This window comes from Streptomyces sp. NPDC046862 (genome assembly GCF_040704615.1).
GTDB lineage: Bacteria > Actinomycetota > Actinomycetes > Streptomycetales > Streptomycetaceae > Streptomyces.
In genome coordinates, this window is the sequence record NZ_JBEYXP010000020.1 from 1 (window position 1) to 20,946 (window position 20,946).

Consider the following 20,946-nt stretch of genomic DNA (forward strand, 5'->3'; position numbering starts at 1 on the left):
TCCTGGTCCTCGGCGACGCCCGGTATGCGGTCCAGCCCCTCGGAGCCGTCGACGGTGAACCCCTGCACCTCCTCACCGAACTCGGCGCCGTGGCCGACGTAGTACTGGGCCGCGTAGCCGTCGGCGAACTCGGGGAGCACCTCGGTGAGTTCGGGGTGGATCGTGGCGCAGTGGTAGCACTCCATGAAGTTCTCGATGATGAGCTTCCAGTTCGCCTTGACGTCGTACACGATCCGCTTGCCGACCGAGAGGTTCTCGATGTCGTAGTGCTCGATCGATTCGACGTCCCCGAGGCGGCTGACGACATCGCCGACGACGACCTCGTCGAAGGAGGGCGGGTTCTCCGCGAGGCAGACCCAGACATAGCCGAGCCATTCTCGGGTGGCCACGTTCACCAGGCCGTACTCGGTGCGGCCGATGTCGGGCATCTTGGTGAGGTTGGGCGCCGCGACGAGCTTGCCCGTCAGGTCGTACGTCCAGGCGTGGTAGGGGCACTGGAAGGCCCGCTTGACCTCGCCGCTCTCCTCCGTGCAGATCCTGGCTCCGCGGTGCCGGCAGACGTTGAAGTAGGCGCGGACGGAATTGTCCCGGGCGCGGGTGATCAGGATGCTTTCACGGCCCACGTCGACGGTCCGGAAGGCGCCGGGCTTCGCCAGGTCGGACGAGCGCGCGGCACAGAACCACATGGTCTCGAATATGCGCTCCTGCTCCTGGGCGAAGATCGCGGGATCCGTGTAGGCGGTGCCGGGGAGAGTGGCGATCAGGCTGTCCGGCAGGCTGGTCGAGGTCACGGTGCACTCCTCGGGAAACGTCGTGGAGGGGTCATTCACGCGCCGGGAACAGCGACTCCGGACGGCGTTGTGTATGGAGCAACGCTGCGCGTTACGTGCAACCGCAGCATGAGATGCCTCTTGGGTGGCGTCAAGAGGTCGCGACGGCGAGCTGCTTGCGCCAGCGGGTGAACAGCCGCGGCTGGTTCATCCCGAGCACGGCGACCGGATGGCCCGCACGCCGGTAGACGGCCAGGACGTTGCGGTCGTCCGGAGTGCCTTCCTCGACCGTCACGCTGTCGGCGCCCGCCGCGTACCCCGCGAACTGGATCTTCACCCCGTACTGGTCAGACCAGAAGTACGGCGGCCGGGGCACACCCGGTTCCGCCGCGCCGTGGGAGAGCAGCGTCGTGATGGCAGCATCGGGGCGCTCGCGTGCACCGGTCCAGTGCTCGACGCGGCGGTGGGCGCCCGCGCGGGGGTCGTACCAGTTGGCGCAGTCACCGACCGCGACCACGCCGGCCAGGCTGGTGCGGCCGTCCGCGCCGCACTTGACGCCGTTGTCGAGCTCGATGCCGGATCCCTCCAGCCAGTCGACGCACGGCCGCGCGCCCACACCGACCACGACGATGTCGGCCGGGATGCTGCTGCCGTCCTCGAGCAGGACGGCGTCCACCCGGCGCTCTCCGCTCAGCCCCTTGACGCCCACACCGCACTTCAGCCGTACGCCGTGGTCCGCGTGGAGGGCGGAGACGATGGAGCCCATGGTCTCGCCGAGCGGTCCGGCAAGCGGCGTGGGAGCCACCTCGACCACCGTCACGTCGAGCCCGAGGGTGTACGCGGTGGAGGCGACCTCGGCGCCGACGAATCCACCGCCGATCACCACCAGCCGCCCGCCGCGGGCCAGTTCGCCCCGGAGGGCGAGGGCGTCGTCCAGGGTGCGCAGGACGTGCACGCCGGCCAGGCCTTCCGAGCCGGGCAGGGTGCGCGCGGCGGCGCCCGTCGCGATGACGAAGCCGTCGGCGCGGACCTCACGGCCGTCTGCGAGCCGGACGGCACGGTCCGCGTGGTCGAGTCCCGTGGCGCGGACGCCGAGCAGCCACTCCGCCTGGAGGTCCTCGTCGTCCGCCTCCAGAGCGAGCTCCGCCTCGCCGATGGTGCCGGACAGGAACTCCTTGGAGAGCGGGGGCCTGTCGTACGGGCGGTGGAGCTCGTCGCCGATGACGACCAGCCGCCCGTCGTAGCCCTGTTTCCGCAGTGAGCGCGCCGCCGACAGCCCGGCCAGCGAGGCGCCCACCACGGCCACGGTCCTCACGCGAGGGCTCCGGCGAGCCGCGCCGCGACGCAGGGCGGCAGGTTCGGAGCCGCCGTGGACACCCGGACGTAGACCATGCCGTCCTCGACGACGACCTCGTGGGTCCGCACGGGGAGCTTGGCCGGCGGGGCGTCGACCGCACCGGTCTTGAGGTTGAACTTGGAGGCGTGCAGGGGGCATTCCACCTCGCAGCCCTCCAGCCAGCCGTCGGCGAGCGAGGCGTCCTGGTGGGTGCAGGTGTCGTCAATGGCGAAGAGCTCGCCGTCGTCGGTGTGGAACACCGAGACCGGCGGGTCGATGTCGAGCCGGAAGGCCTCTCCTCGCGGGAGGTCCGCGAGACGGCACGCGGGAATCATCATGACACCTCGGTGCGTATAACGAAACGGATTGCGGTGAGCGCAACATCAGTCTGAGGTCGCCCCGAACCCTTGTCAAGGCATTCAGAAGACGAGGAAACCCATCAGCCGGAGTTGCTCACTATGAAACTGTCAGCATGATGCGCAACGTCACACAGGTGTGATCGAACCCGGAATCAGCGCATTCGGCCTGCCCAACGGGGGAATCGAGCCGTCGAGGCCCGCTCAGCGCCGGGCACGTGAACGCATGCCCGCCTCACCGCCCGCAGGACCGGAGAAACGGGCGCGCGGCGTTCGACGGCCGGTGGCCCCGCACAGCGCGCGAGGGCGCCGCCCGCGGGGCCGCCGCCCGCGGTCAGAACCCGCGGTCGATCCACTCCTGAAGGTGCGGCGCCTCGGCGGCGACGGTGGTCGTGTCCCCGTGACCGGTGTGCACGACGGTCTCGCCCGGCAGCGTCAGCAGTCGGTCCCGGATGGAATCGACGATGGTCGGGAAATCGCTGTACGACCTTCCCGTCGCCCCCGGGCCGCCCGCGAAGAGCGTGTCACCGCTGAAGAGGGCCGTCAGTTCCGGCGCGTACAGGCAGACCGCGCCAGGGGCGTGGCCGGGAGTGTGGAGGACGGTCAGCTCGATGCCGGCCACCGTGAGGACCTGGCCGTCGGCAAGGTCACCGTCGGGTGCCCGGTCGGGGTGGGTCTGCTTCCACAGCGGCATGTCGTCGCCGTGGAGGAGGATCGGGGCACCGGTTCGCGCGGCGAGTGCGGGTGCGGCGTCGATGTGGTCGTTGTGGGCGTGGGTGCACACGATGGCCCGCAGGGTGCGCGAGCCGAGGGCGTCGGCGATCGCCTCGGCGTCGTGTGCGGCGTCGATGACGACCGCCTCGGTGTCGTCGCCGACGATCCACACGTTGTTGTCGACGTCCCAGGTGCCGCCGTCCAGCGAGAACGTCCCCGACGTGACGAGATGCTCGATGCGGGCGACGCCCATCAGAGGACCACCACCGAGCGCAGTACGTCGCCGTGGTGCATGCGCTCGAAGGCCTTCTCGACCTCGTCCAGCGCGATGGTCTCCGTGACGAAGGCGTCCAGGTTCAGACGGCCCTGCAGGTAGAGGTCGATGAGCATGGGGAAGTCCCGGCTCGGCAGGCAGTCGCCGTACCAGGAGGACTTCAGCGCGCCACCGCGGCCGAAGACGTCCAGCAGCGGCAGCTCCAGTTTCATCTCCGGGGTCGGCACACCGACGAGGACGACCGTGCCCGCCAGGTCTCGGGCGTAGAACGCCTGCTTGTACGTCTCCGGGCGGCCCACCGCCTCGATGACCACGTCGGCGCCGAAGCCGCCGGTCAGGTCACGGATCGCCTCGACCGGGTCGGCGTTCCTGGAGTTGACGGTGTGGGTCGCGCCCAGCTTCCTGGCGGTGTCCAGCTTGTGGTCGTCGATGTCGACCGCGATGATCTTCGCCGCGCCCGCCAGCTCGGACCCGACGACCGCCGCGGCACCGACGCCGCCGCAGCCGATGACCGCCACGCTGTCACCGCGTCCGACGCTGCCGGTGTTGATGGCCGCGCCGATACCGGCCATCACGCCGCAGCCCAGCAGACCGGCGGCGGCCGCCGAGGCGGCCCGGTCGACCTTCGTGCACTGCCCCGCCGCGACCAGGGTCTTCTCCGCGAACGCGCCGATGCCCAGCGCCGGGGAGAGCTCCGTGCCGTCGGCCAGCGTCATCTTCTGCTTGGCGTTGTGCGTGTTGAAGCAGTACCACGGCCGCCCGCGCCTACAGGCCCGGCACTGGCCGCACACCGCGCGCCAGTTCAGGATGACGAAGTCTCCCGGGGCAACGTCGGTGACCCCTTCTCCCACCGCCTCCACGACACCGGCGGCCTCGTGGCCCAGCAGGAAGGGGAAGCCGTCGTTGATGCCGCCCTCGCGATAGTGCAGATCGGTGTGACAGACCCCGCAGGCCTCGACCTTCACCAACGCCTCTCCCGGCCCCGGGTCGGGCACGTTGATCGTTTCCAGACTGACGGGGGCGCCCTTACCCCGCGCGACAACGGCACGGACCTGGTGCGTCATGGTCACTCCTCGGCTGCTGCGAGACCTGATACTGATGTTGCTCATTACGGCACACATCTCATGAGCCGCAACGAGCAGCATCGGGGAGATGCCGACCCGTGGTCAAGGTTTTGACACCCACCACACCGCGGAGGCCCGCGCCCCGCCGGACAGCGCCGCCTTCGATCGCCGCGCAGGCGAAAGCGGTGCTTTGGACCTACGGTGGTCTGAGACGGACCGACAAGCCGAGCCGGCGTCGCGGAGGAGGCTGCGGTGGAGGAGCACGCGGTGGAGGAGCACTTCGTCTGGGTCACGACACGCCGCGTTCAGCCGGGCGCCCTGAAGGAGTTCGGGCGGGCGTGGCGCCCGGACCCCTATCCGCGGGGGCTGCGCCACGCCTACGCGTACTGGTCCGAGGACGGACAGGAGATCACCGGCGTGTCGTTCTGGGACTCCAAGGAGGCGTGCGACTCCTGGCGGGCCTCCGAGCCGGAGACGCGGCGGCGTGCGGCCATGGCACCGTACGTCGTCGAGGAGCGGGAAGGCTTCTACCGCGGCCGCGAACTCGGGGTTCCCCAGCACTAGCCGTGTCCGTCCCTCACACGCCAGCCGGAGGCGCAAGCCGGTCAGGTGCCGCTCATCCGGCCCGTCGCCGGGTGACACGCCGACCGCGCGGCTCGACGGCCCGGACGCGCCCGTCACCTACCCTCGGGCGCTGTGACGCTGATCGACGGAACATACCGCCTCGGGCCTCCGGCCGGCCGCCTCTTGATCAGGACCGGGCGCGCCGGGCTGGGCCGCAGGGCAGGACACGACCTCACCATCGAGGCCACCCGATGGTCCGGCGAAGCGGTGGTGGCCGTCGGCGAACCGGACAGGTCGTCGGTGAACGTGACGGTCGAAACGGGATCGCTGGAGATCCTGGAGGGAACGGGCGGGCTCAAGGCACTCACCGATGCCGACCGGGCCGAGATCAAACGGACGCTTGCCGGCGCGGCCCTGCTGCACACCGCGGGACACCCCACGATCACCTTCCGCTCCACCCGCGTCACCGGAACGCCGCAGTCCTTCGAGATCACCGGGGACCTCACCGTCAAAGGACGGACCCGCCCTGTGACGGTGCACGGGACGGCGCACGGGAACGGCAGTGACGACGGGCTCCTGCGATGCTGGGCGACCGTCACGCAGTCGACCTGGGGTATCAAGCCCTACACCGCGTTCCTCGGCGCGTTGCGGCTGGCCGACGACGTCCGGATGGAGTTCGAGGCGGTCGGGCTCGAACCGGCGGGCGGGCTCGAAGCAGCGGAAGGGCTCGGGTAGGCACCGCGGGCGCACGTCACGGCGGCCCACCCGAGCCCCGCGCTTCGTCACACGGGCCGCACCACGCTGTGGATCGCCGACTCCCCCGCGTAGAGGATCGGGTCCTCGCGCACGTGGGGTCCCTGACTCGGTGCGTGGACCATCATGCCGTTGCCGACGCAGATGCCGACGTGGCCGGCGTTGTCGGTGAAGAACACCAGGTCGCCGGGCTGAACGTCCGACAGGGCGATCGCACTGCCGGCGTACGCCTGGTCCTGGGCGGTACGCGGGAGCGTCACCCCGGCGGTCTTCCAGGCGGCCCGGGTGAGGCTGGAACAGTCGTACGACCCCGGTCCGGTCGCGCCCCAGACGCATGGCTTGCCGATCTGCGCGCGGGCGAATTCGACTGCCGCCATGGCCTTCCCGCCGGCCCCGGTGACCGGTGCGCCGACAGCGCCGGAGGTTCCAACGGTGCGGAGCGCGCCAGAGGTACCGAGGTCGCCAAGGGCGCCGACGGCAAGACCCGCGCCGAGGGACGGGTCCGTCCCCGCGGGCCAGTCCGTGCCGGGAGACATGACCGTACCGGCAGACGTGGTCGTCCCGGGAGACATGACCGTACTGGTGGACATGGCGGCGCCGGGAGACATGACCGTACCGGTGGACATGACGGCGCCGAAGCCGGACGGGCCCTGTCCCTGCCAGTCGGCCTCGACCTCGGCCACGTGGCGAGCCTGTTGCGCCGTCGCGTGCCAGGCGTCATCGGCCGGCGGCAACTCGATCGACGCCCACGGCGTACTCCACTGCGCGACGTGTCCGGAGAGCAACTCCCGGGCCGCGGCGAGCTTCCTCCGGTTCTTGTCCTTGGCTGCCCTCAGCGAGGACTGCCGGGTCTCATCGGCGGACGCCGGCCGGGCCGCCGAGGCCTTCCGCCCGGTCTCCGGCGCGGCCGGCAGACCGGCCAGGGGTCCCGCGGTGAGTCCCGCCGCGGGAACGGCGGTCAACTCGGTCGCAGGTCCGGCGGGCAGCTCCGCCAGTGGTGCGGCGGGCAGCTCCGCCACTGGTCCCGGGGCCGTCTCCGCGGCAGGTCCCGCCGTCAGCTCCGGAAGGCCCCGGCCTCCAGGTTCCCGCGCACGGTCGGGGCGCACGTCGTCGGGGCGCATGGCCGGGAGCGAGGGCCGGGCCTCGGGCAGGCGGTCCGGCCTGAGTTCCGGTGGCAGCACGGCGGGGACCGTCGGGCCCAGCTTCGCGCGGGCCACGTCGAACCAGGGCTTCACGATGTCGTCGAGGGCGGGATCCATGCGCCCGCGCCCGGCGCCGGGCACGGGCGCGACACGCGTACGCCGCCCCGAGGCCATCGCACGCGTCGCGTTGAAGTTCCCGGTGTCGGTCTCGGCCCGGTCGTAGAGGTTGTGGATCCTCTGCTGGACTTCTGCGCGGCTCGGCTCTTGCGCCATGGGGACGTACTCACTCCTTCCATCCACCGCCTACCGAGTTAGCTGTCGGGTTCGGGCGGATGTCTCCGGAAGGTGTGCCCTACGGTCACCACCCGGTGGGCAGTCGACCGATTCACCCCAATGTCGGTTGGGTCCCCGGTTCCGGCTTCCGCGACGGTGCACCGGATTCGGCGGAGGCCACGCGACCCGACGAGGTTCGCCGGACGGAGTCGTGTGGCCTACCCATTAACTTAGCCAACTTGTGTTCCTTGTGTGAAGATCGGAGCGCGAAATGCCCGTTCCGTCAGTGTGACGTTCACCCCAACACTCCGGGCCGCTCCCGCACTTGACCTGGGCGGCCTGCTTGCCTGGACCACACGACCGGTACGACCACGGTCCCGCCACGGGCCCACCACGGAAAGGACCTGCCCCCATGCGTTACGCCGTCCTCGGCACCGGCATCGTCGGCCGCACGATCACCGCCAAGCTGACCTCCCTGGGTCACGAGGTCACCATCGGCACCCGCGACCCCGCCACCACCCTCGCCCGCACCGAGCCGGACGCCATGGGCAACGAGCCGTTCGCCACCTGGCACTCGGCCCACTCCGACGTGCCGCTGCGGACCTTCGCCGAAGCCGCCGACTTCGGCGAGACGGTGGTCAACACGACCGCGGGCGCCGCCACGCTCGACGCACTCGACGCGGCGGGCGGCGACGCCCTGGCGGGCAAGGTACTCATCGACATCACGAACGCGCTCGACTTCTCCCAGGGCATGCCGCCCACGCTGAACCCGGTCAACACCGACAGCCTCGGAGAGCGGATCCAGCGCGCCTTCCCCGGTGCCCGGGTCGTCAAGACCCTCAACACCGTGAACTGCCTCGTCATGGTCGAGCCCGGCCGGGTCGCGGGAGCGCACAACGTCTTCGTCTCCGGCGACGACACGGGAGCCAAGAGGCAGGTCACCGAGTTGCTGATCTCCTTCGGCTGGCCCGAGGGCGACATCATCGACCTCGGCGGCATCGAGACCGCCCGGGGCGCCGAGATGCTCCTGCCTCTCTGGCTGCGTCTGTACGGGACCCTGGGCCACGCCGACTTCAACTTCCACATCCAGGGCGCCCGCTGACCACCACCGAACCGAACACTCGATCGACTGGACCGGGCGCGAGAGCAGGCGCAGGCTGAGGAGACGGGGAAGGAGACACAGGCAGAGACACACAGACTCAGAGGCAGATCAACCAGGAGTGATCAGGATGGAAGACAAGCAGTGGACCGTCCAGATCCACATCACCGAGGACGGCGACGACACCCAGGCACGCGCCGTGCTGACGACCCCGGACACCTCCACGGTCACGGGACGGGGCGCGGCCAGGCGCAACCCGGTCGACCGGCCCGTCCCGGAGATCGGTGACGAGCTCGCCGCCAGCCGCGCACTGGAGGATCTGGCGATCCGGCTGCACGACGTCGCCTCCGACGACATCGTCCAGCTGACCGGGCCCGTCGAACAGTGACGGCACCCCCTCCCACCGGGGGCTCTCACCCCACGGGCCGCGGGTGATTGTGCCGAGCGGACGCCGCACCGGCCTGCTGGGCACATTGGTCGGCGGGGCCTGGCGGGGGGCCATGAGCGGAGCGCCGCGTCCAGCGCTCAGGCAGCGGCCGCTGCCGGGCGCCGGCCGGCCACGTAGGTCTTCCAGAGCTGGATGAGCAGACGCATGACGATCGCCTCGATCACGGCGACCGCCACCTTGGTGAGGAGCGGGGCGAGCAGGTGCGACACAGCGGGCGGCCTTTCTTGTGCGTGCAGGTCCGTACCGCTCCTTTGTGCGGGCCCGGTGCTTCGTGCGGCCGCTGTTCTGGTGGCGACAGGGTTAACTGTCAGTGACGTCGGGGGGTGACGGCTTCCAGCGCGGCCGGCAGCAGGACGGATCCCGCTGCCGCCGTCAGACCGATGGTCCATCCCGCCGGACCGAGGGGCCGGCTGCCGAAGAAGTGGCTGAGGCCGGGGACGGACACCACGAGGACGAGTGCCACGAGCGACCCCACCGCGGCGAGGGCGACGAGGGGATCGCGGCCCGCGTCCGTGAGCGTCTGCAGGAGCTGGGAGGCCACGAGGGCGACCAGGGCGACCGTGCCGGCCCGCGCCCGTGTGCCCGTCATCCGGGCGACGATCCACGCGCTGCCCGCCGCGGCGGTGGTGATGGTGGCGCGCAGGCGGAGGTGCCGGGTGAGGGCCGCGCCCAGTGAGGCCTCGGGACCTTCCGCGAGCAGCTTCTCGGCGCTGCCCGCCGGGGGCCGGGCGGCGATGGCCATGGCCGGGAGCATGTCGGTGAGGACGTTGACGAGGAGCAGCTGACGAGCGTTCAGCGCGCTGCTCCCGGTGAACACCGTGGTCGCCAGCACGAATGTGATCTCCCCCAGGTTGCCGCCGAGAAGGATGCCGAGCGCCTTGCGGACGGAGGCCCACATGGCCCGGCCCTCCACGATGGCGTCGACGATGGTCTCGATGCGGTCATCGGTGACCACGACGTCGGCGGCGGTACGCGCCGCGGGGGTGGCCCGGGAGCCGATGGCGATGCCGACGTCGGAGATCCTGATGGCCGGGGCGTCGTTGGCGCCGTCGCCGGTGACGGCGACGACGCGCCCGGCCGCGCGCAGCACCGTGACGATCCGTACCTTGTGCGCGGGAGTGACTCTGGCGAAGACCGAGATCCCGGGCAGCGTCCTGGCGAGCTCGGCGTCGTCCAGGGCGTCCAGTTCCGGGCCGGTCATCATCCGCGGTTCCTCGTCGGGCCGCAGTTCCCGGGCGATCGCGGCGGCGGTGCTGGGGTGGTCTCCGGTGAGCATGACGATCCGTACGCCGGCCGACGCCAGCCGGCCGACGCTTTCGGCGGCGGTGGGCCGTACGGGATCCGCGAGTCCCAGCAGGCCCAGCAGGCACAGGCCGCCGACGTCCGCGTCGTCGAGGGACGCGGGAGCCTCCGGGCCGGGAGCCGGGCGGGTGCGTTCGGCGACCACCAGCACGCGCAGGGCCTGCCGGGCGTGCCGGTCGATCTCCCGGTCGATCTCTTCGCGCAGTTCCGCGTCGAAGGGCGTGTCGGTGTCGTTCTGCCGGACTCGGTCGCAGCGGGCCAGGACGACCTCCGGCGCGCCCTTGACGACGAGCAGCGCCCTGCCCGGCTCGCGGTCCCGCTCGGCCGGGGTCTCGCCCGAACCGATCCAACCCAGCACCGCGTGGTAGCCGCGCGCGGGCTCGAACGGCAGTTCCGCCAGCCGCTGCCAGCCGTCCGGCGCCACCAGGTCCGAAGTGGCGGCGGCCTGCTCGGCCCCGTTCGCGATGGCACGGTCCGTGGGGTGGGTGAGCGCCGAGGCCGGGCCCTCCGGAGCCGCGAGGGCCGCCGCCGCCACGACCCGGCGCAGCCGTGGAGTGAGGGCGTCGAGCGGACGCCGTTCACCGCCGTCGGAGACCTGCTGGAGGCTGATCCTTCCCTCGGTGAGGGTGCCGGTCTTGTCGAAGCACAGCACGTCGGTGCGGCCGAGCGCCTCGATGGTCGAGGCGCTGCGCACGAGCGTGTTGCGGGTGGACAGCCGCCGGGCGGCGGCGAGTTCGGCGACCGTGGCGATGAAGGGCAGCCCTTCGGGCACGGCGGCGACACAGAGGCTGACCGCGGCCCCCAGGGCGGCGCCCAGGGGCTGCCGGCGGACCAGGCCGACGACGAACAGGACGACGCCGGACGCGATGGACAGGGGCAGGAACCATCGGCCGAGCGCGTTCAGGCGCCGTTCCACCCCGCTGTCCGGAAGGCCGTCCGACGGGGCCGCCTCCGCGGCGCTGCCGGCCTCGGTGGCGGCTCCGGTGGCGACGACCACGGCGAGCGCGTTGCCCGCCGCCACCGTCGTGCCCTGGTACAGCATGGAGCGGCGGTCCGCGACCGCCCGCGCGGCCGTCGGCGCGGGTGCCTTCACGACGAGTTGCGACTCGCCGGTGAGGCTCGACTCGTCGACCTCCAGACCCGTGGCCTCCACGACGCGGCAGTCGGCCGGGACCGCGTCGCCGGCCCGCAACTCGATCATGTCGCCGCGCACCAGGCGGTCGGCGGCCGCTTCCTTGGTTCTGGGCCGGTCCGCCCTGCGCAGCCGTACTCGGGCGGAGGTCGCTGACACGAGCCGCTCCGCCGCACGGTCGGCACCGAGCCGCTGAGCCCCTCCGACGAGCGCGTCGACCCCGAGTACGCCGCCGATGAGCACCGCGTCCAGTACGGAGCCGAGCGCCGCCGAGATACCGCCGCCGACCGCCAGGATCGGGGTGAGCGGGTTGGCCAGTTCCTCCATCACCCTGCCGATCAGGGTGACGGGAGCGGTCCGTCGTTCGAATCCGTCGAACTGGTGGCGCCGTGCGGCTTCGGCCTCCTCGAGTCCCCTGGACGACGTCCCGAGCCTGCCCATGACCTGACGCACCGTCATGGCGTGCCAGGGCGTCCGCTCCACGGCCACGGGGGCCGGGCGGCTGCGCACCGTCCACCCTTCCCAAGTGCCCATCCCCATCGCGGCGATGGTCATCCCGTCGGTCACCAGACGGGCGCGCGCCCAGGCCCGGGGCAGCGGGACGGCAAGAGCCAGTGCGGTACCCACGAGGGCTCCGGCCGCCTCCACGCGAACGCACTGCCTGCTCAGCCGCAGGGCCTGCGGGGCGGCCGTCAGCAGCAGGTGCGCCACTTCGGGCGGACCGGCGACGTCCGCGTCCCAGGGCACTCGGCGCAACCCCGTGGTCACCCCGATGCCCAGGTCGGCGCGGACGAGGGCGAGGCTGGTCCTGGAGGCGACGACGGCGACCCCGTGGCCTTCCTCCTGGAGGGAGCGGACCAGTGCGGACGTGCGTGTTCCGCCGACGGGAACGGCCTCGTCCAGCTCGAACCGGCGGTGCAGTCCTGGCGGGCCGCCCGCGAGGACGACCCGGCCGCATCCGCGCGCCGCCCGCACCAGGTGGTCGGCGAGGGGGTGCAGCTGAGGGACCAGGTTCGCGACGGCGACGGGTTCGCCGTCGTGGAGCACGAGCAGGACCCTGCCGCCCTGCTCGGCCCATGCCCCGACCAGGGCGGCCGTCTCCCCCGGCAACTCCGTCCCGGCCGCGTGTCCGTCGGCGAGCGGGCGGAGTGCCCAGCCCCCGCGTTCCTGTGGCTGTGAAGGGTCGGCACCGTCGATCAACTCGTGGATCCTGGCGTGGATGTCGTCGACGTCCGAACCCGCGTCCAAATCCGCGTCCAAATCCGAGTACGCAGCCACGTCCGCTGTCCCGTGCGGGCCGGAGGGCGTGTCGCCCACCGCCAGAGGGACCACGGTGCCGACCGTCCAGGTGCCGGTGGCCAGCACGCGAGCGTCGATGACCACCGTGTCGATGCGGTCGAGGCGGCGCAGCGCCGCCGGCCGGAGGACGAGCGCTCCGCGGCCGGAGGCGGCCTGCCCCACCGCGCAGGCGAAGGCCTCGCGGCCGAGCCGGGGACCCCTCGGCGTCCCCCCGATCAGCATGGCCAGAGCGCGGTCATGGCTGCGTGAGAGGGCCGCCATGAGCCCGTAGCTCGTCAGCGCCGAGGGGACGGCCACGTTGGCGTACCGCTCCGCGGGCCCCGGCCTCAGCGGAGTCGGCCGCTCGAGGGCCGGCGCGGCGTCGTGGCGGTACGTACCCTCCCGTTCGCCGAGCCGGTGCGCCCAGTCCTGCCAGGACCGGCGTCCGGCCCTGGCCTCCGTGTACCGGACACGGGACATGAAGGCGGTCACAAGGGGGCCGAGCGGCCGGAACGTCAGCGTGGTGGCGAGCAGATTCGCCATCGCCCAGCCGGTCTCCGCGGCGGCGTCGCCGATGCGCCGGTCGGCCGCGCCGCGCAGCAGCGGTGTGGCCTCCGTGACCTGGATGAGCGCCGGCACGACCGGGGACAGACCAGGGAGCCTGGCGGCCCGGCCCACCACCGCCACGCCTACCGCGGCAAGGCTCGCTCCCAGCTGCGCCGCCGCGCCGGCCTGCCCTTCGGGACCGCCGGGAAAGCCCACGGCGCGTCGGGCCGCTTCCGTCCCCGCGCCGGCCCCGCCCCGCCCCTCCTCGTCGGCCGTATCGCCCGCGGCCACGGCGGCCTCGGCCTCCGCGACGAAGCCGACGACGTGCTCCAGATCCGTTTCGGCGGGATCGCAGCCGACGTACACGCAGCCGAGCGTCCCGTTCACCTCGGCCCGGACCACCCCCGGCACGCCCATCAGCCGTGTCTCCAGATCGCGGGCGGCCCGGGTCGTCCCGGGCCGCCCCAGGTGGTCGACCACGATCTGCACCCCGCCGGGTACCTGCCAGGTCCGCCTCGAACGCGGCAGCAGCCGTCCGAGCTCCGACAAGGCCGTGGGCACTGCGCTCACCGCCTCCCCGGCGGTGCGCGCGGTCCTGGAAAGCAGTGCCCCGATCACATGGCCTCCGCCACGGGTCTTCGGTGGTGCGCGGCGACGCCGCCACGGACGAACCGGGCAAAAGCGTCTTATCCGAGTATGGCCATACCTCTCCGACGCTGTCCTGTCCACGGCGCGGAAGGAGACCTCGCCCGCCTATGCCGTGGGTGTCGGCGTCAGTCCCGCCGTCGGCCGGCTCACCTGCGCCGTCCCGCTCCGGGGCACCGCCTGCGCCAGTCGCCCGCGGATGAGGCGGGCGAGCTGGGTCAGGTTGCCGGAGCTGCAGAGGAGTTCGGCCGGTGAGAGGCGGACGTCGAAGTACTCACGGGCGCGGCTCAGGCCTCCTGCGGGTGCAGCAGCCGGGCCAGCAGGTCGTCGAGGGTGACGAGGCCTGTCAGGCGCCCGGTGTCGTCGCGGACGACGGCCAGGGTGGCGCGGCGTCTGCGCAGCAGTTCGATGGCCTGGCCGACGGTGTCGTGCGGGCTCAGCTCGGGCACGGGGCGGGCGAGTGCGCGTGCGGTGGCGGTGCGGCCCCGGGCACGGGCGATCAGGGCGTCGCGGGCGTGGACCGAGCCGACGACCAGCGGCCCGTCGGCCACCAGCAGGCGGCTGCGGTCGTGCCGTGCGGCGGTGGCCAGGATGCTGTCGAGATCGGCCTCCGCGGGCACCGAGGTGATCTCGGCGGCCGGGATCTGGAGGTCGCGCACCGGCGTCTGCGGTGCGGTGAGCGAGTTGGTGATCAGTTCGGAGTCGTCCTTGCTGATCAGGCCGAGCCGCTCGGACTCCTCGACGAGGTGGGCGAGTTGCTCGCGGTTGTGGACCGAGGCCAGCTCGTCGCGCGGGGTGACCCGGCACAGTCGTACCAGGGCGTTGCTCATCCTGTTGAGCAGCCCGATCAGTGGCCGTACGGTCCTCACGACACCCCGGAAGGGCGGCGAGAGCAGCATGGCCGACCGCTCGGGGTGGGCGATGGCCCATGACTTGGGCGCCATTTCGCCGACGACCATGTGCAGGAACACCACGACGACCATGGCGAACAGGAAGGCCACCACGTAGCTGAGCGCGCTGGGCAGGCCCAACGCGTGGAGCAGCGGGTCGAGTTCGTGCGAGATCGCGGGCTTGGACACCGAGCCGAGGCCCAGGGTGCACACGGTGATGCCGAGCTGGGCGCCGGCCAGCATCAGCGACAGTTCGCGCATGCCGGCGAGGGCAGCCTTGGCACCGCGCCGGCCGTCGGCCGCGGCCTTCTCCATGCGGTGCCGCTTGGCGGCCACCAGGGCGAACTCGGCGGCGACGAAAAAGGCGCTGCCGATCAGGAGCAGCAGGGTGACGAAGAGCGCCATCGGGAAACTCATGCCTGCCCCTCCTCACGCTCGGCCGCGGCGACCGGCTCGATGCGCACCCGCTCGGGCACGTGCCGGTCGAGGGTGCGTACGTCGATCAGCACGCGCCCCGTGCCGGGCAGTTCGACGGTGAGCCGGTCGCCGATGGCGGGGAAGCGGCCGAGGCGGTCGACGACCAGTCCGGCCACCGTGTCGTAGTCGTCGTCCTCGGGCAGCTCGATGCCGGTCGCCTCGGCCACCTCGTCCAGACGGCGCCCGGCGTCGACCAGCCAGCCGTCCCCGTCGGCGACGGCGATCTCGGTGACGATGTCGCTCTCGTCGGCGATGTCGCCCACCAGTTCCTCGGCGATGTCCTCGTAGGTGACGATCCCCGCGACGCCGCCGTGTTCGTCCAGGACGACGGCGAACTCGTCGTCCTGCTCCCGCATCCGGTCGACGGCGTCGGGCAGGGGGAGTGTGTCGGGCAGCAGCAGGGGACGTCGGGCGAGTGCGCCCGCGGTGGTGGCGGCGAGGCGGTCGGCGGGCAGGTGCGTCAGTTCGCGCACGCCGAGCACGCCCGTGATGTCGTCGGGGTGGTCGCCGAGGACGGGGTAGTTGGAGTGGCCGTGCTTGGAGATGAGGTCGACCGCCTCGGCGGCGGTGGCCTCCTTGCGGACGAAGACGGCGTCCGCGCGCGGCACCATCACTTCGTCCAGGATCCGGTCGGAGAACTCCAGGGCGTGGTCGAGCAGGTCGGCGGTGTCCTTGGGCAGTTGACCGTGCTCGTGGGACTCGCCGATCAGGTGGCCGAGCTCTTCGAGGGTGGCGCCGTGGTGGAGTTCCTCGACGGGCTCGATGCCGACCTTGCGCAGCAGCTTGTTGGCCACGTTGTCGAAGACGTGGACGACCGGGCCGACGACCTTCAGATAGGCGAGGGTGGACGCGGCCAGCGACTTCGCCAGCCGCTCGGGGACCGCGATCGCCAGGTTCTTCGGGGCGAGTTCGCCCAGCACCATCTGCACGACCGTGGCCAGCACGAAGGACAGGACGACGGAGATGCCGGAGACCGCGCCGTCGGGGACGCCGAGCCCGCTCAGAGCGGGCTCGAGGAGTGCCGAGACGGACGGCTCGGCGATGAAGCCGACGACCAGGCCGGTGACGGTGATGCCCAGCTGGGCGCCCGACAGCATGAACGACAGCCGTTCCAGCACCGTCAGGGCTCGGGCGGCCCTGCGGTCGCCGGCCTCGGCCTCGCGGGCGAGGGCGAGCCGGTCGGCGGAGACGTACGCGAACTCCTGGGCCACGAAGTAACCGGTCCCGGCGGTCAGGACGAGGACGGCCAGCAGGCCGAGAAGGGCGCTCGCGGCACTCATCGAACGCCACCCCGCTGCGTGCCGCGTTCAGGAAAGACCTGGTGGGGTGGTCGGGGACGGTGCCCCGGGGAGTCCGTCGATCTGGCGGACAAGGTTGGTACTCCTCTGATAGCTCTGGGGCCAGAGAAACGATTCGGGCCGTGTCCGGGTTCCCGGCACGTCCGGGTTCCCCATGCGATCACGGCCGTTTCGCGGCCTTCCTGCCTGGGGGCTGTGCAGAACAACGGAACAACGGGGGATGTTGTGGAACGCACCGGCATGGCCATTCTGACCGTCTTCGGCCTGGTGTGGTGGCTGATGGGTGCGAGCGCCGTCGGTGGGCCGCTGTGGCCGGTGGTGGCTCTCGTCGGATGTGCCGTGGCCGCATGGGTGTGGCGCACGGGACGCAGACCGGGGCACTCCCCCGCCGAGCGGCCTCCTCCGGCCGTGCGCCGTCGCTTCGCCTGGGTCAACGCCGCCCAGTGGCTCGCCATCGTGCTCGCCGGCATCGGTGCGATAAGGAGCGGCGTCCCGGAGCTGATTCCCGCCCTGGTCTCCGTCATCGTCGGGGTTCACTTCCTGCCGCTGGCCTCGCTCTTCCGGCAGCCGCGGTTCCATCTGACCGGGGCCCTGCTCATCGCGGTGGGTGCGGCGGGCTGCGCCATCGGGCTCGCCGGCGGACCGGCGAGCACCGTCCAGATGACCGTGGGCCTCGCGGTGGCGCTCGTCCTGTGGGGCACCGTTTCCCTGGGCCGGCCCAAGAGGGCCGATGGCGCATCTCACCTCGCAAGCTCCTGAGCGCCGCCCCTGGGGGCGAGCGTGGCGGGCCCGGCGTTCGTTCCCGGACACCGCCCGGAACGCCGCCCGGACCGGCGAACTCACCGCGAGCGTGCCAGGTCCTTGGCGTCCCGTTTGAAGGCCCACTCCATCCTGGGTTCCATCGCGAACCGGAAGACGCGCTGCACGGGCGGGGTGCACAGCACGGTGATCACGGCGACGGCGACGACGGTGACGGCGATCTCGCCCAGCGGCTGGTGGATCCAGTCGTGGTCGTACCAGTCCCAGAAGCGGGATCCCTTGGCGAGGAAACCGTGCAGCAGGTAGCCGTACAGCGTGCCTGCCCCGAGCGCCGTGAACCACATCCGGCGCCGGGGCACCCAGGCGAAGAAGCACGCCACCAGGACCACCGAGCAGCCGAACAGGGCCAGGGTCATCACGGCTCCGGTCCAGCCGGGGGCGGCGAGTTCCTGGGCGCTGTCGCGGCGGTAGAACCAGGCCGCGTTCATCTGCGGCGCCACCCAGTACGCGACCGCCAGCGCCCCGGCGAAGACCGGGACGGACAGGAGGCGCACCTCCCGGCGCCGCACCAGCTGGAAGTGCTCCGCCCTCAGGCACAGCCCGAGCACGAAGAACGGCAGGAACTGAAGGACACGCTGGAGATCGAGATCGTCACCGATGTCGGGCGAGACCGAGGCCAGGGCCGCTATCGCGAGGGCCAGCGGCAGTGGCCAGCGGACGGCCTTCCACAGCGGTGTGCTCAGCCGCCAGATGAACAGCGCGCCGAGGAACCACGTCAGGTACCACGGATCCAGCAGGCTGATCGGGTGGCCGGGATCGTCGTCGGCCCACTTCTTGAACAGCGAGTACGCGACCTCGAAGATCACGTACGGGACCGCGATGCCGGTGACCAGACGCCGGACCCGGACCGGGCTCGCGTCGAAGCTGCGTGAGAAGTAACCCGAGATGACGATGAACGCCGGCATGTGGAAGGTGTAGACGGCGATGTACAGGGCTGCCGCGGCCCGGCTGTCACCGCGCAGCGGCTCCCACGCGTGCCCCATGGCGACGAAGACGATCGCCAGGTACTTGGCGTTGTCGAAGAAGGCGTCCCGCCGCTTGTCCGCCGCCCTCGTCTCCTGCGCGGGGACGCGAGCCTCTCCCGCTGGGGGCTGGGGGTGCGGGGACGGTGTCCCGGCCGACCGGTCGGACGCCCGGTTCACCGAGCGCACGCTGTCACTCACAGTCCCTCCCGAGTGAACCCATAACCTCGATTTCGCGTCTTCCCCTGAATGGGGTCGGTGTACCGGCGCTGAACATCCTGAGCACCCTAGCCACACGGACTGGTCACAGCACAATCCCGCAGGGTGTGCGACCGCGCGTATCAGCAGTCCCGCGCCGTCCCGGCCGTCCCCCGCGCCGGTGGGCGCGGGGCAGCCGGGGCGCTCACGCGGCGGCGGGTGCCGGGCCGACGAGTTCGGTCAGAACGTCCTCCATCGTGACGAAGCCGATGACCGCCCCGGTCTCGCCGGTGACCGCGGCGAGGTGGCTGCCGCCGGCGCGCAGCGCGGTGAGGGTGTCGTCCAGCGGGGTGTCGATGCGGACCCGGGTGACCGGGTGGAACGCGCCTTGCGGGAAGGGCCGGTCGCGTTCGGCGACGCCGAGAGTGTCCTTGATGTGCAGGTAGCCCAGCAGGGTGGCGTCGGGGCCGGTGACCGGGAAGCGGGAGTAGCCCGCCTCGGCCGCCGTCCGCTCCAGCTCGGCCGGGGTGACCTCGTGACCGACGGTGCGCATCCTGTAGACCGGGACGAGGATCTCGCCGACCGGGCGCGTGCCCAGTTCCAGCGCGTCGCGCAGCCGTTCGCCGTCGGCGGGCGACAGCAAGCCGGCCTCGCTGGAGTCGACGACCATCCGTGCCAGCTGGTCGTCGGTGAAGACCGCCTCGACCTCGTCCTTCGGCTCCACCTTGAGCAGCCTCAGCAGGGCGTTGGCGAAGGCGTTGATGCCGAACACGACCGGCCGGAGGGCCTGGGTGAGGGCGACCAGGGGCGGGCCGAGCAGCAGCGCGGTGGGCACGGGTGCGGCGAGGGCGATGTTCTTCGGGATCATCTCGCCGATCAGCATGTGCAGGTACGTCGCCACGGTGAGCGCGATGACGAACGCGATCGGGTGCACCAGGGCGTCCGGGATGCGGGCCGCCTCGAAGGCGGGCTCCAGCAGGTGCGCGATGGCCGGTTCGGCGACCGCCCCGAGGACCAGCGAGGAGACGGTGATGCCGAGTTGCGCGGTGGCCATGAGCGCCGAGAGGTGCTCCAGGCCCCACAGCGTCATCCGGGCCCGCTTGTCGCCCTCCTTCGCGCGCGGCTCGATCTGGCTGCGCCGCACGGAGATCAGGGCGAACTCACCGCCCACGAAGAACGCGTTGGTCAGTAGCGTCAGGGCACCGATGGCCAGCTGCAGAACCGTCATCGGGCCACCTCCGGCTGCTCCTCGATCGCCACGGCCGCGGGTTCGGTGATCAGGACGCGGTCGGCGCGGTGGTGGTCGACGTCGAGCACGTCGAGCCGCCAGCCGTCGACGTCGAGCGCGTCGCCCTTGGCCGGGATGCGCGCCAGGCGGGTGGCGACCAGTCCGGCCACGGTCTCGTACGGGCCCTCCGGCGCCGTCAGACCTATCTCGGTGAGCCGGTCGATACGGACGGAGCCGTCCGCCTCCCACGCGGCACGCCCGTCCCCCGCTCTCGGCGCGGGCAGCAGGTCGGGGGCCTCGACGGGGTCGTGCTCGTCGCGCACCTCGCCGACGACCTCCTCGACGATGTCCTCCACGGTGGCGACACCTGCCGTGCCGCCGTACTCGTCGATGACGACGGCCATGGTGCGCATCGCCCGCAGCCGCTCCAGCAGCCGGTCCGCGGTCAGGCTGTCCGGGACCAGCAGCGGCTCCGTGGCCAGCTCGGTCACGGGTGTGAGCTGCCGCTTCTCCGGCTCCAGGGCGAGCACGTCGCGAATGTGGACGGTGCCGACGACCTCGTCGAGGCTGTCGCGGTAGACGGGGAAGCGGGACAGGCCGGTGGCGTACGTCAGGTTCGCCGCGTCGGCCGCCGTCGCGTGGGCCTCCAGCGCCCGGACGTCGACCCTCGGCGTCATCACGTTCTCGGCCGTGAGCTCGCTCAGGTGCAGGGTGCGCACGAACAGTTCGGCGGAGTCCGCCTCCAGCGCGCCCTCGGCGGCCGAGTGCTGGGCCAGCGCGACGAGTTCCTCGGGCGCGCGGGCGGAGGCCAACTCCTCGGCCGGTTCCAGGCCGAAGCGGCGCAGGCACCGGTTCGCGGTGTTGTTGAGGTGCTGGATGAACGGTCCGAACGCGGCCGTGAAGCCACGCTGCGGCGCCGCGACCACCTTGGCCACGGCCAGCGGCCGCGAGATCGCCCAGTTCTTCGGCACCAGCTCACCGACCACCATCAGCACGACCGTGGAGGCGGCCACCCCCAGCACGGTCGCCACCGACGAGGCGGCACCGCCCAGGCCGGCCCCTTCCAACGGGCCGCGCAGCAGCGTCGCGAGCGACGGCTCGGCGAGCATGCCGATCACCAACGACGTGACGGTGATGCCGAGCTGAGCGCCCGACAGCTGGAACGTCAGACGGCGTACGGCCTTCAGCGCCCCCTCGGCACCGCGCTCACCGGCCTCGGCGGCACGCTCCAGCTCGCCGCGCTCGACGGTGGTCAGGGAGAACTCGGCGGCGACGAACACGGCGCAGGCCAGCGTGAGGAGCAGGGCCGCCAGGAGCAGCAGGACCTCGGTCACCGGGCCACCCCCGCTCCCTCACACGCGGGCGGCGCAGGCTGTGG

At 71.9% G+C, this 20,946-nt stretch carries 18 protein-coding genes and 1 riboswitch; of the genes, 5 read left to right on the forward strand and 13 right to left on the reverse strand.

The window, feature by feature from the left end:
* The 5 genes from AB0959_RS22570 to AB0959_RS22590 form a co-directional block, all read right to left on the reverse strand.
* The coding region (locus AB0959_RS22570) for an aromatic ring-hydroxylating dioxygenase subunit alpha (protein WP_366828245.1) at positions 1 to 791 on the reverse strand (791 nt) is incomplete at its 3' end.
* A 130-nt stretch (positions 792 to 921) separates the two neighbouring features.
* On the reverse strand, positions 922 to 2,085 hold the full coding sequence (locus AB0959_RS22575) for an FAD-dependent oxidoreductase (RefSeq protein WP_366828246.1): 1,164 nt from the start codon (positions 2,083 to 2,085) through the stop codon (positions 922 to 924).
* A complete protein-coding gene (locus tag AB0959_RS22580; RefSeq protein WP_366828247.1) occupies positions 2,082 to 2,444 on the reverse strand; it encodes a bifunctional 3-phenylpropionate/cinnamic acid dioxygenase ferredoxin subunit in 363 nt (120 codons plus the stop codon). Before AB0959_RS22580 ends, AB0959_RS22575 begins: the two co-directional genes overlap by 4 nt.
* A gap of 352 nt (positions 2,445 to 2,796) precedes the next feature.
* Positions 2,797 to 3,429: an MBL fold metallo-hydrolase gene (locus tag AB0959_RS22585; RefSeq protein ID WP_366828249.1), complete on the reverse strand. Its 633-nt coding sequence runs from the start codon at positions 3,427 to 3,429 to the stop codon at positions 2,797 to 2,799.
* Positions 3,429 to 4,514: an S-(hydroxymethyl)mycothiol dehydrogenase gene (locus tag AB0959_RS22590; RefSeq protein WP_366828250.1), complete on the reverse strand. Its 1,086-nt coding sequence runs from the start codon at positions 4,512 to 4,514 to the stop codon at positions 3,429 to 3,431. The genes AB0959_RS22585 and AB0959_RS22590 overlap by 1 nt, the downstream gene beginning before the upstream one ends.
* A 252-nt stretch (positions 4,515 to 4,766) precedes the next feature.
* Here AB0959_RS22590 and AB0959_RS22595 point away from each other — a divergent pair, with 252 nt between their 5' ends.
* Complete coding sequence (locus AB0959_RS22595) at positions 4,767 to 5,078, forward strand: hypothetical protein (RefSeq protein WP_366828251.1); 312 nt, start codon at positions 4,767 to 4,769, stop codon at positions 5,076 to 5,078.
* Between the two features lie 132 nt (positions 5,079 to 5,210).
* A complete protein-coding gene (locus tag AB0959_RS22600) occupies positions 5,211 to 5,813 on the forward strand; it encodes a YceI family protein (protein WP_366828252.1) in 603 nt (200 codons plus the stop codon).
* Between the two features lie 47 nt (positions 5,814 to 5,860).
* On the opposite strand, the gene AB0959_RS22605 is transcribed toward AB0959_RS22600, so the two are convergent.
* On the reverse strand, positions 5,861 to 7,246 hold the full coding sequence (locus AB0959_RS22605) for an NlpC/P60 family protein (RefSeq protein WP_366828253.1): 1,386 nt from the start codon (positions 7,244 to 7,246) through the stop codon (positions 5,861 to 5,863).
* An 11-nt stretch (positions 7,247 to 7,257) separates the two neighbouring features.
* Positions 7,258 to 7,429, reverse strand: a riboswitch (cyclic di-AMP (ydaO/yuaA leader).
* Positions 7,430 to 7,658: 229 nt separating this feature from the next.
* Between AB0959_RS22605 and AB0959_RS22610 the strand changes: the two genes are divergently transcribed.
* Both AB0959_RS22610 and AB0959_RS22615 read left to right on the forward strand, forming a co-directional pair.
* A complete protein-coding gene (locus AB0959_RS22610; RefSeq protein ID WP_366828254.1) occupies positions 7,659 to 8,348 on the forward strand; it encodes an NAD(P)-binding domain-containing protein in 690 nt (229 codons plus the stop codon).
* A 127-nt stretch (positions 8,349 to 8,475) separates the two neighbouring features.
* A complete protein-coding gene (locus tag AB0959_RS22615) occupies positions 8,476 to 8,733 on the forward strand; it encodes a DUF1876 domain-containing protein (protein ID WP_366828255.1) in 258 nt (85 codons plus the stop codon).
* 137 nt (positions 8,734 to 8,870) lie between these two features.
* Here AB0959_RS22615 and AB0959_RS22620 read toward each other — a convergent pair whose 3' ends face one another.
* From AB0959_RS22620 to AB0959_RS22635, 4 genes are all read right to left on the reverse strand, one after another.
* On the reverse strand, positions 8,871 to 9,002 hold the full coding sequence (locus tag AB0959_RS22620; RefSeq protein ID WP_366828256.1) for a hypothetical protein: 132 nt from the start codon (positions 9,000 to 9,002) through the stop codon (positions 8,871 to 8,873).
* 98 nt (positions 9,003 to 9,100) lie between these two features.
* The gene (locus tag AB0959_RS22625) at positions 9,101 to 13,621 is read right to left on the reverse strand and encodes an HAD-IC family P-type ATPase (RefSeq protein WP_366828257.1); all 4,521 of its coding nucleotides are present in this window, start codon (positions 13,619 to 13,621) and stop codon (positions 9,101 to 9,103) included.
* A 362-nt stretch (positions 13,622 to 13,983) separates the two neighbouring features.
* Positions 13,984 to 15,003, reverse strand: a complete 1,020-nt coding sequence (locus AB0959_RS22630; RefSeq protein ID WP_366828258.1) for a hemolysin family protein — start codon at positions 15,001 to 15,003, stop codon at positions 13,984 to 13,986.
* Positions 15,000 to 16,343 (reverse strand): hemolysin family protein, encoded by a 1,344-nt coding sequence (locus AB0959_RS22635; RefSeq protein WP_366828259.1) that lies wholly within the window; start codon positions 16,341 to 16,343, stop codon positions 15,000 to 15,002. The genes AB0959_RS22630 and AB0959_RS22635 overlap by 4 nt, the downstream gene beginning before the upstream one ends.
* A 258-nt stretch (positions 16,344 to 16,601) precedes the next feature.
* On the opposite strand from AB0959_RS22635, the gene AB0959_RS22640 reads away from it, so the two are divergent.
* Positions 16,602 to 17,120, forward strand: a complete 519-nt coding sequence (locus tag AB0959_RS22640; protein WP_366828261.1) for a hypothetical protein — start codon at positions 16,602 to 16,604, stop codon at positions 17,118 to 17,120.
* 80 nt (positions 17,121 to 17,200) lie between these two features.
* Here AB0959_RS22640 and AB0959_RS22645 read toward each other — a convergent pair whose 3' ends face one another.
* From AB0959_RS22645 to AB0959_RS22655, 3 genes are all read right to left on the reverse strand, one after another.
* Positions 17,201 to 18,343, reverse strand: coding sequence for an acyltransferase family protein (locus AB0959_RS22645; protein ID WP_366828263.1), 1,143 nt, complete (start codon positions 18,341 to 18,343; stop codon positions 17,201 to 17,203).
* 202 nt (positions 18,344 to 18,545) lie between these two features.
* The gene (locus AB0959_RS22650) at positions 18,546 to 19,568 is read right to left on the reverse strand and encodes a hemolysin family protein (RefSeq protein WP_366828264.1); all 1,023 of its coding nucleotides are present in this window, start codon (positions 19,566 to 19,568) and stop codon (positions 18,546 to 18,548) included.
* Positions 19,565 to 20,902, reverse strand: a complete 1,338-nt coding sequence (locus tag AB0959_RS22655) for a hemolysin family protein (protein ID WP_366828265.1) — start codon at positions 20,900 to 20,902, stop codon at positions 19,565 to 19,567. Before AB0959_RS22655 ends, AB0959_RS22650 begins: the two co-directional genes overlap by 4 nt.
* Positions 20,903 to 20,946 lie beyond the last annotated feature (44 nt).

Excerpts from the sequence above, each read along its gene's own strand:
- AB0959_RS22650 (WP_366828264.1), bottom strand. The coding sequence starts at position 19,568 with ATGACGGTTCTGCAGCTGGCCATCGGTGCCCTGACGCTACTGACCAAC.
- AB0959_RS22615 (WP_366828255.1), top strand. The coding sequence starts at position 8,476 with ATGGAAGACAAGCAGTGGACCGTCCAGATCCACATCACCGAGGACGGC.
- AB0959_RS22630 (WP_366828258.1), bottom strand. The coding sequence starts at position 15,003 with ATGAGTTTCCCGATGGCGCTCTTCGTCACCCTGCTGCTCCTGATCGGC.
- AB0959_RS22590 (WP_366828250.1), bottom strand. The coding sequence starts at position 4,514 with ATGACGCACCAGGTCCGTGCCGTTGTCGCGCGGGGTAAGGGCGCCCCC.
- AB0959_RS22610 (WP_366828254.1), top strand. The coding sequence starts at position 7,659 with ATGCGTTACGCCGTCCTCGGCACCGGCATCGTCGGCCGCACGATCACC.
- AB0959_RS22640 (WP_366828261.1), top strand. The coding sequence starts at position 16,602 with ATGGCCATTCTGACCGTCTTCGGCCTGGTGTGGTGGCTGATGGGTGCG.
- AB0959_RS22635 (WP_366828259.1), bottom strand. The coding sequence starts at position 16,343 with ATGAGTGCCGCGAGCGCCCTTCTCGGCCTGCTGGCCGTCCTCGTCCTG.
- AB0959_RS22580 (WP_366828247.1), bottom strand. The coding sequence starts at position 2,444 with ATGATGATTCCCGCGTGCCGTCTCGCGGACCTCCCGCGAGGAGAGGCC.
- AB0959_RS22585 (WP_366828249.1), bottom strand. The coding sequence starts at position 3,429 with ATGGGCGTCGCCCGCATCGAGCATCTCGTCACGTCGGGGACGTTCTCG.
- AB0959_RS22605 (WP_366828253.1), bottom strand. The coding sequence starts at position 7,246 with ATGGCGCAAGAGCCGAGCCGCGCAGAAGTCCAGCAGAGGATCCACAAC.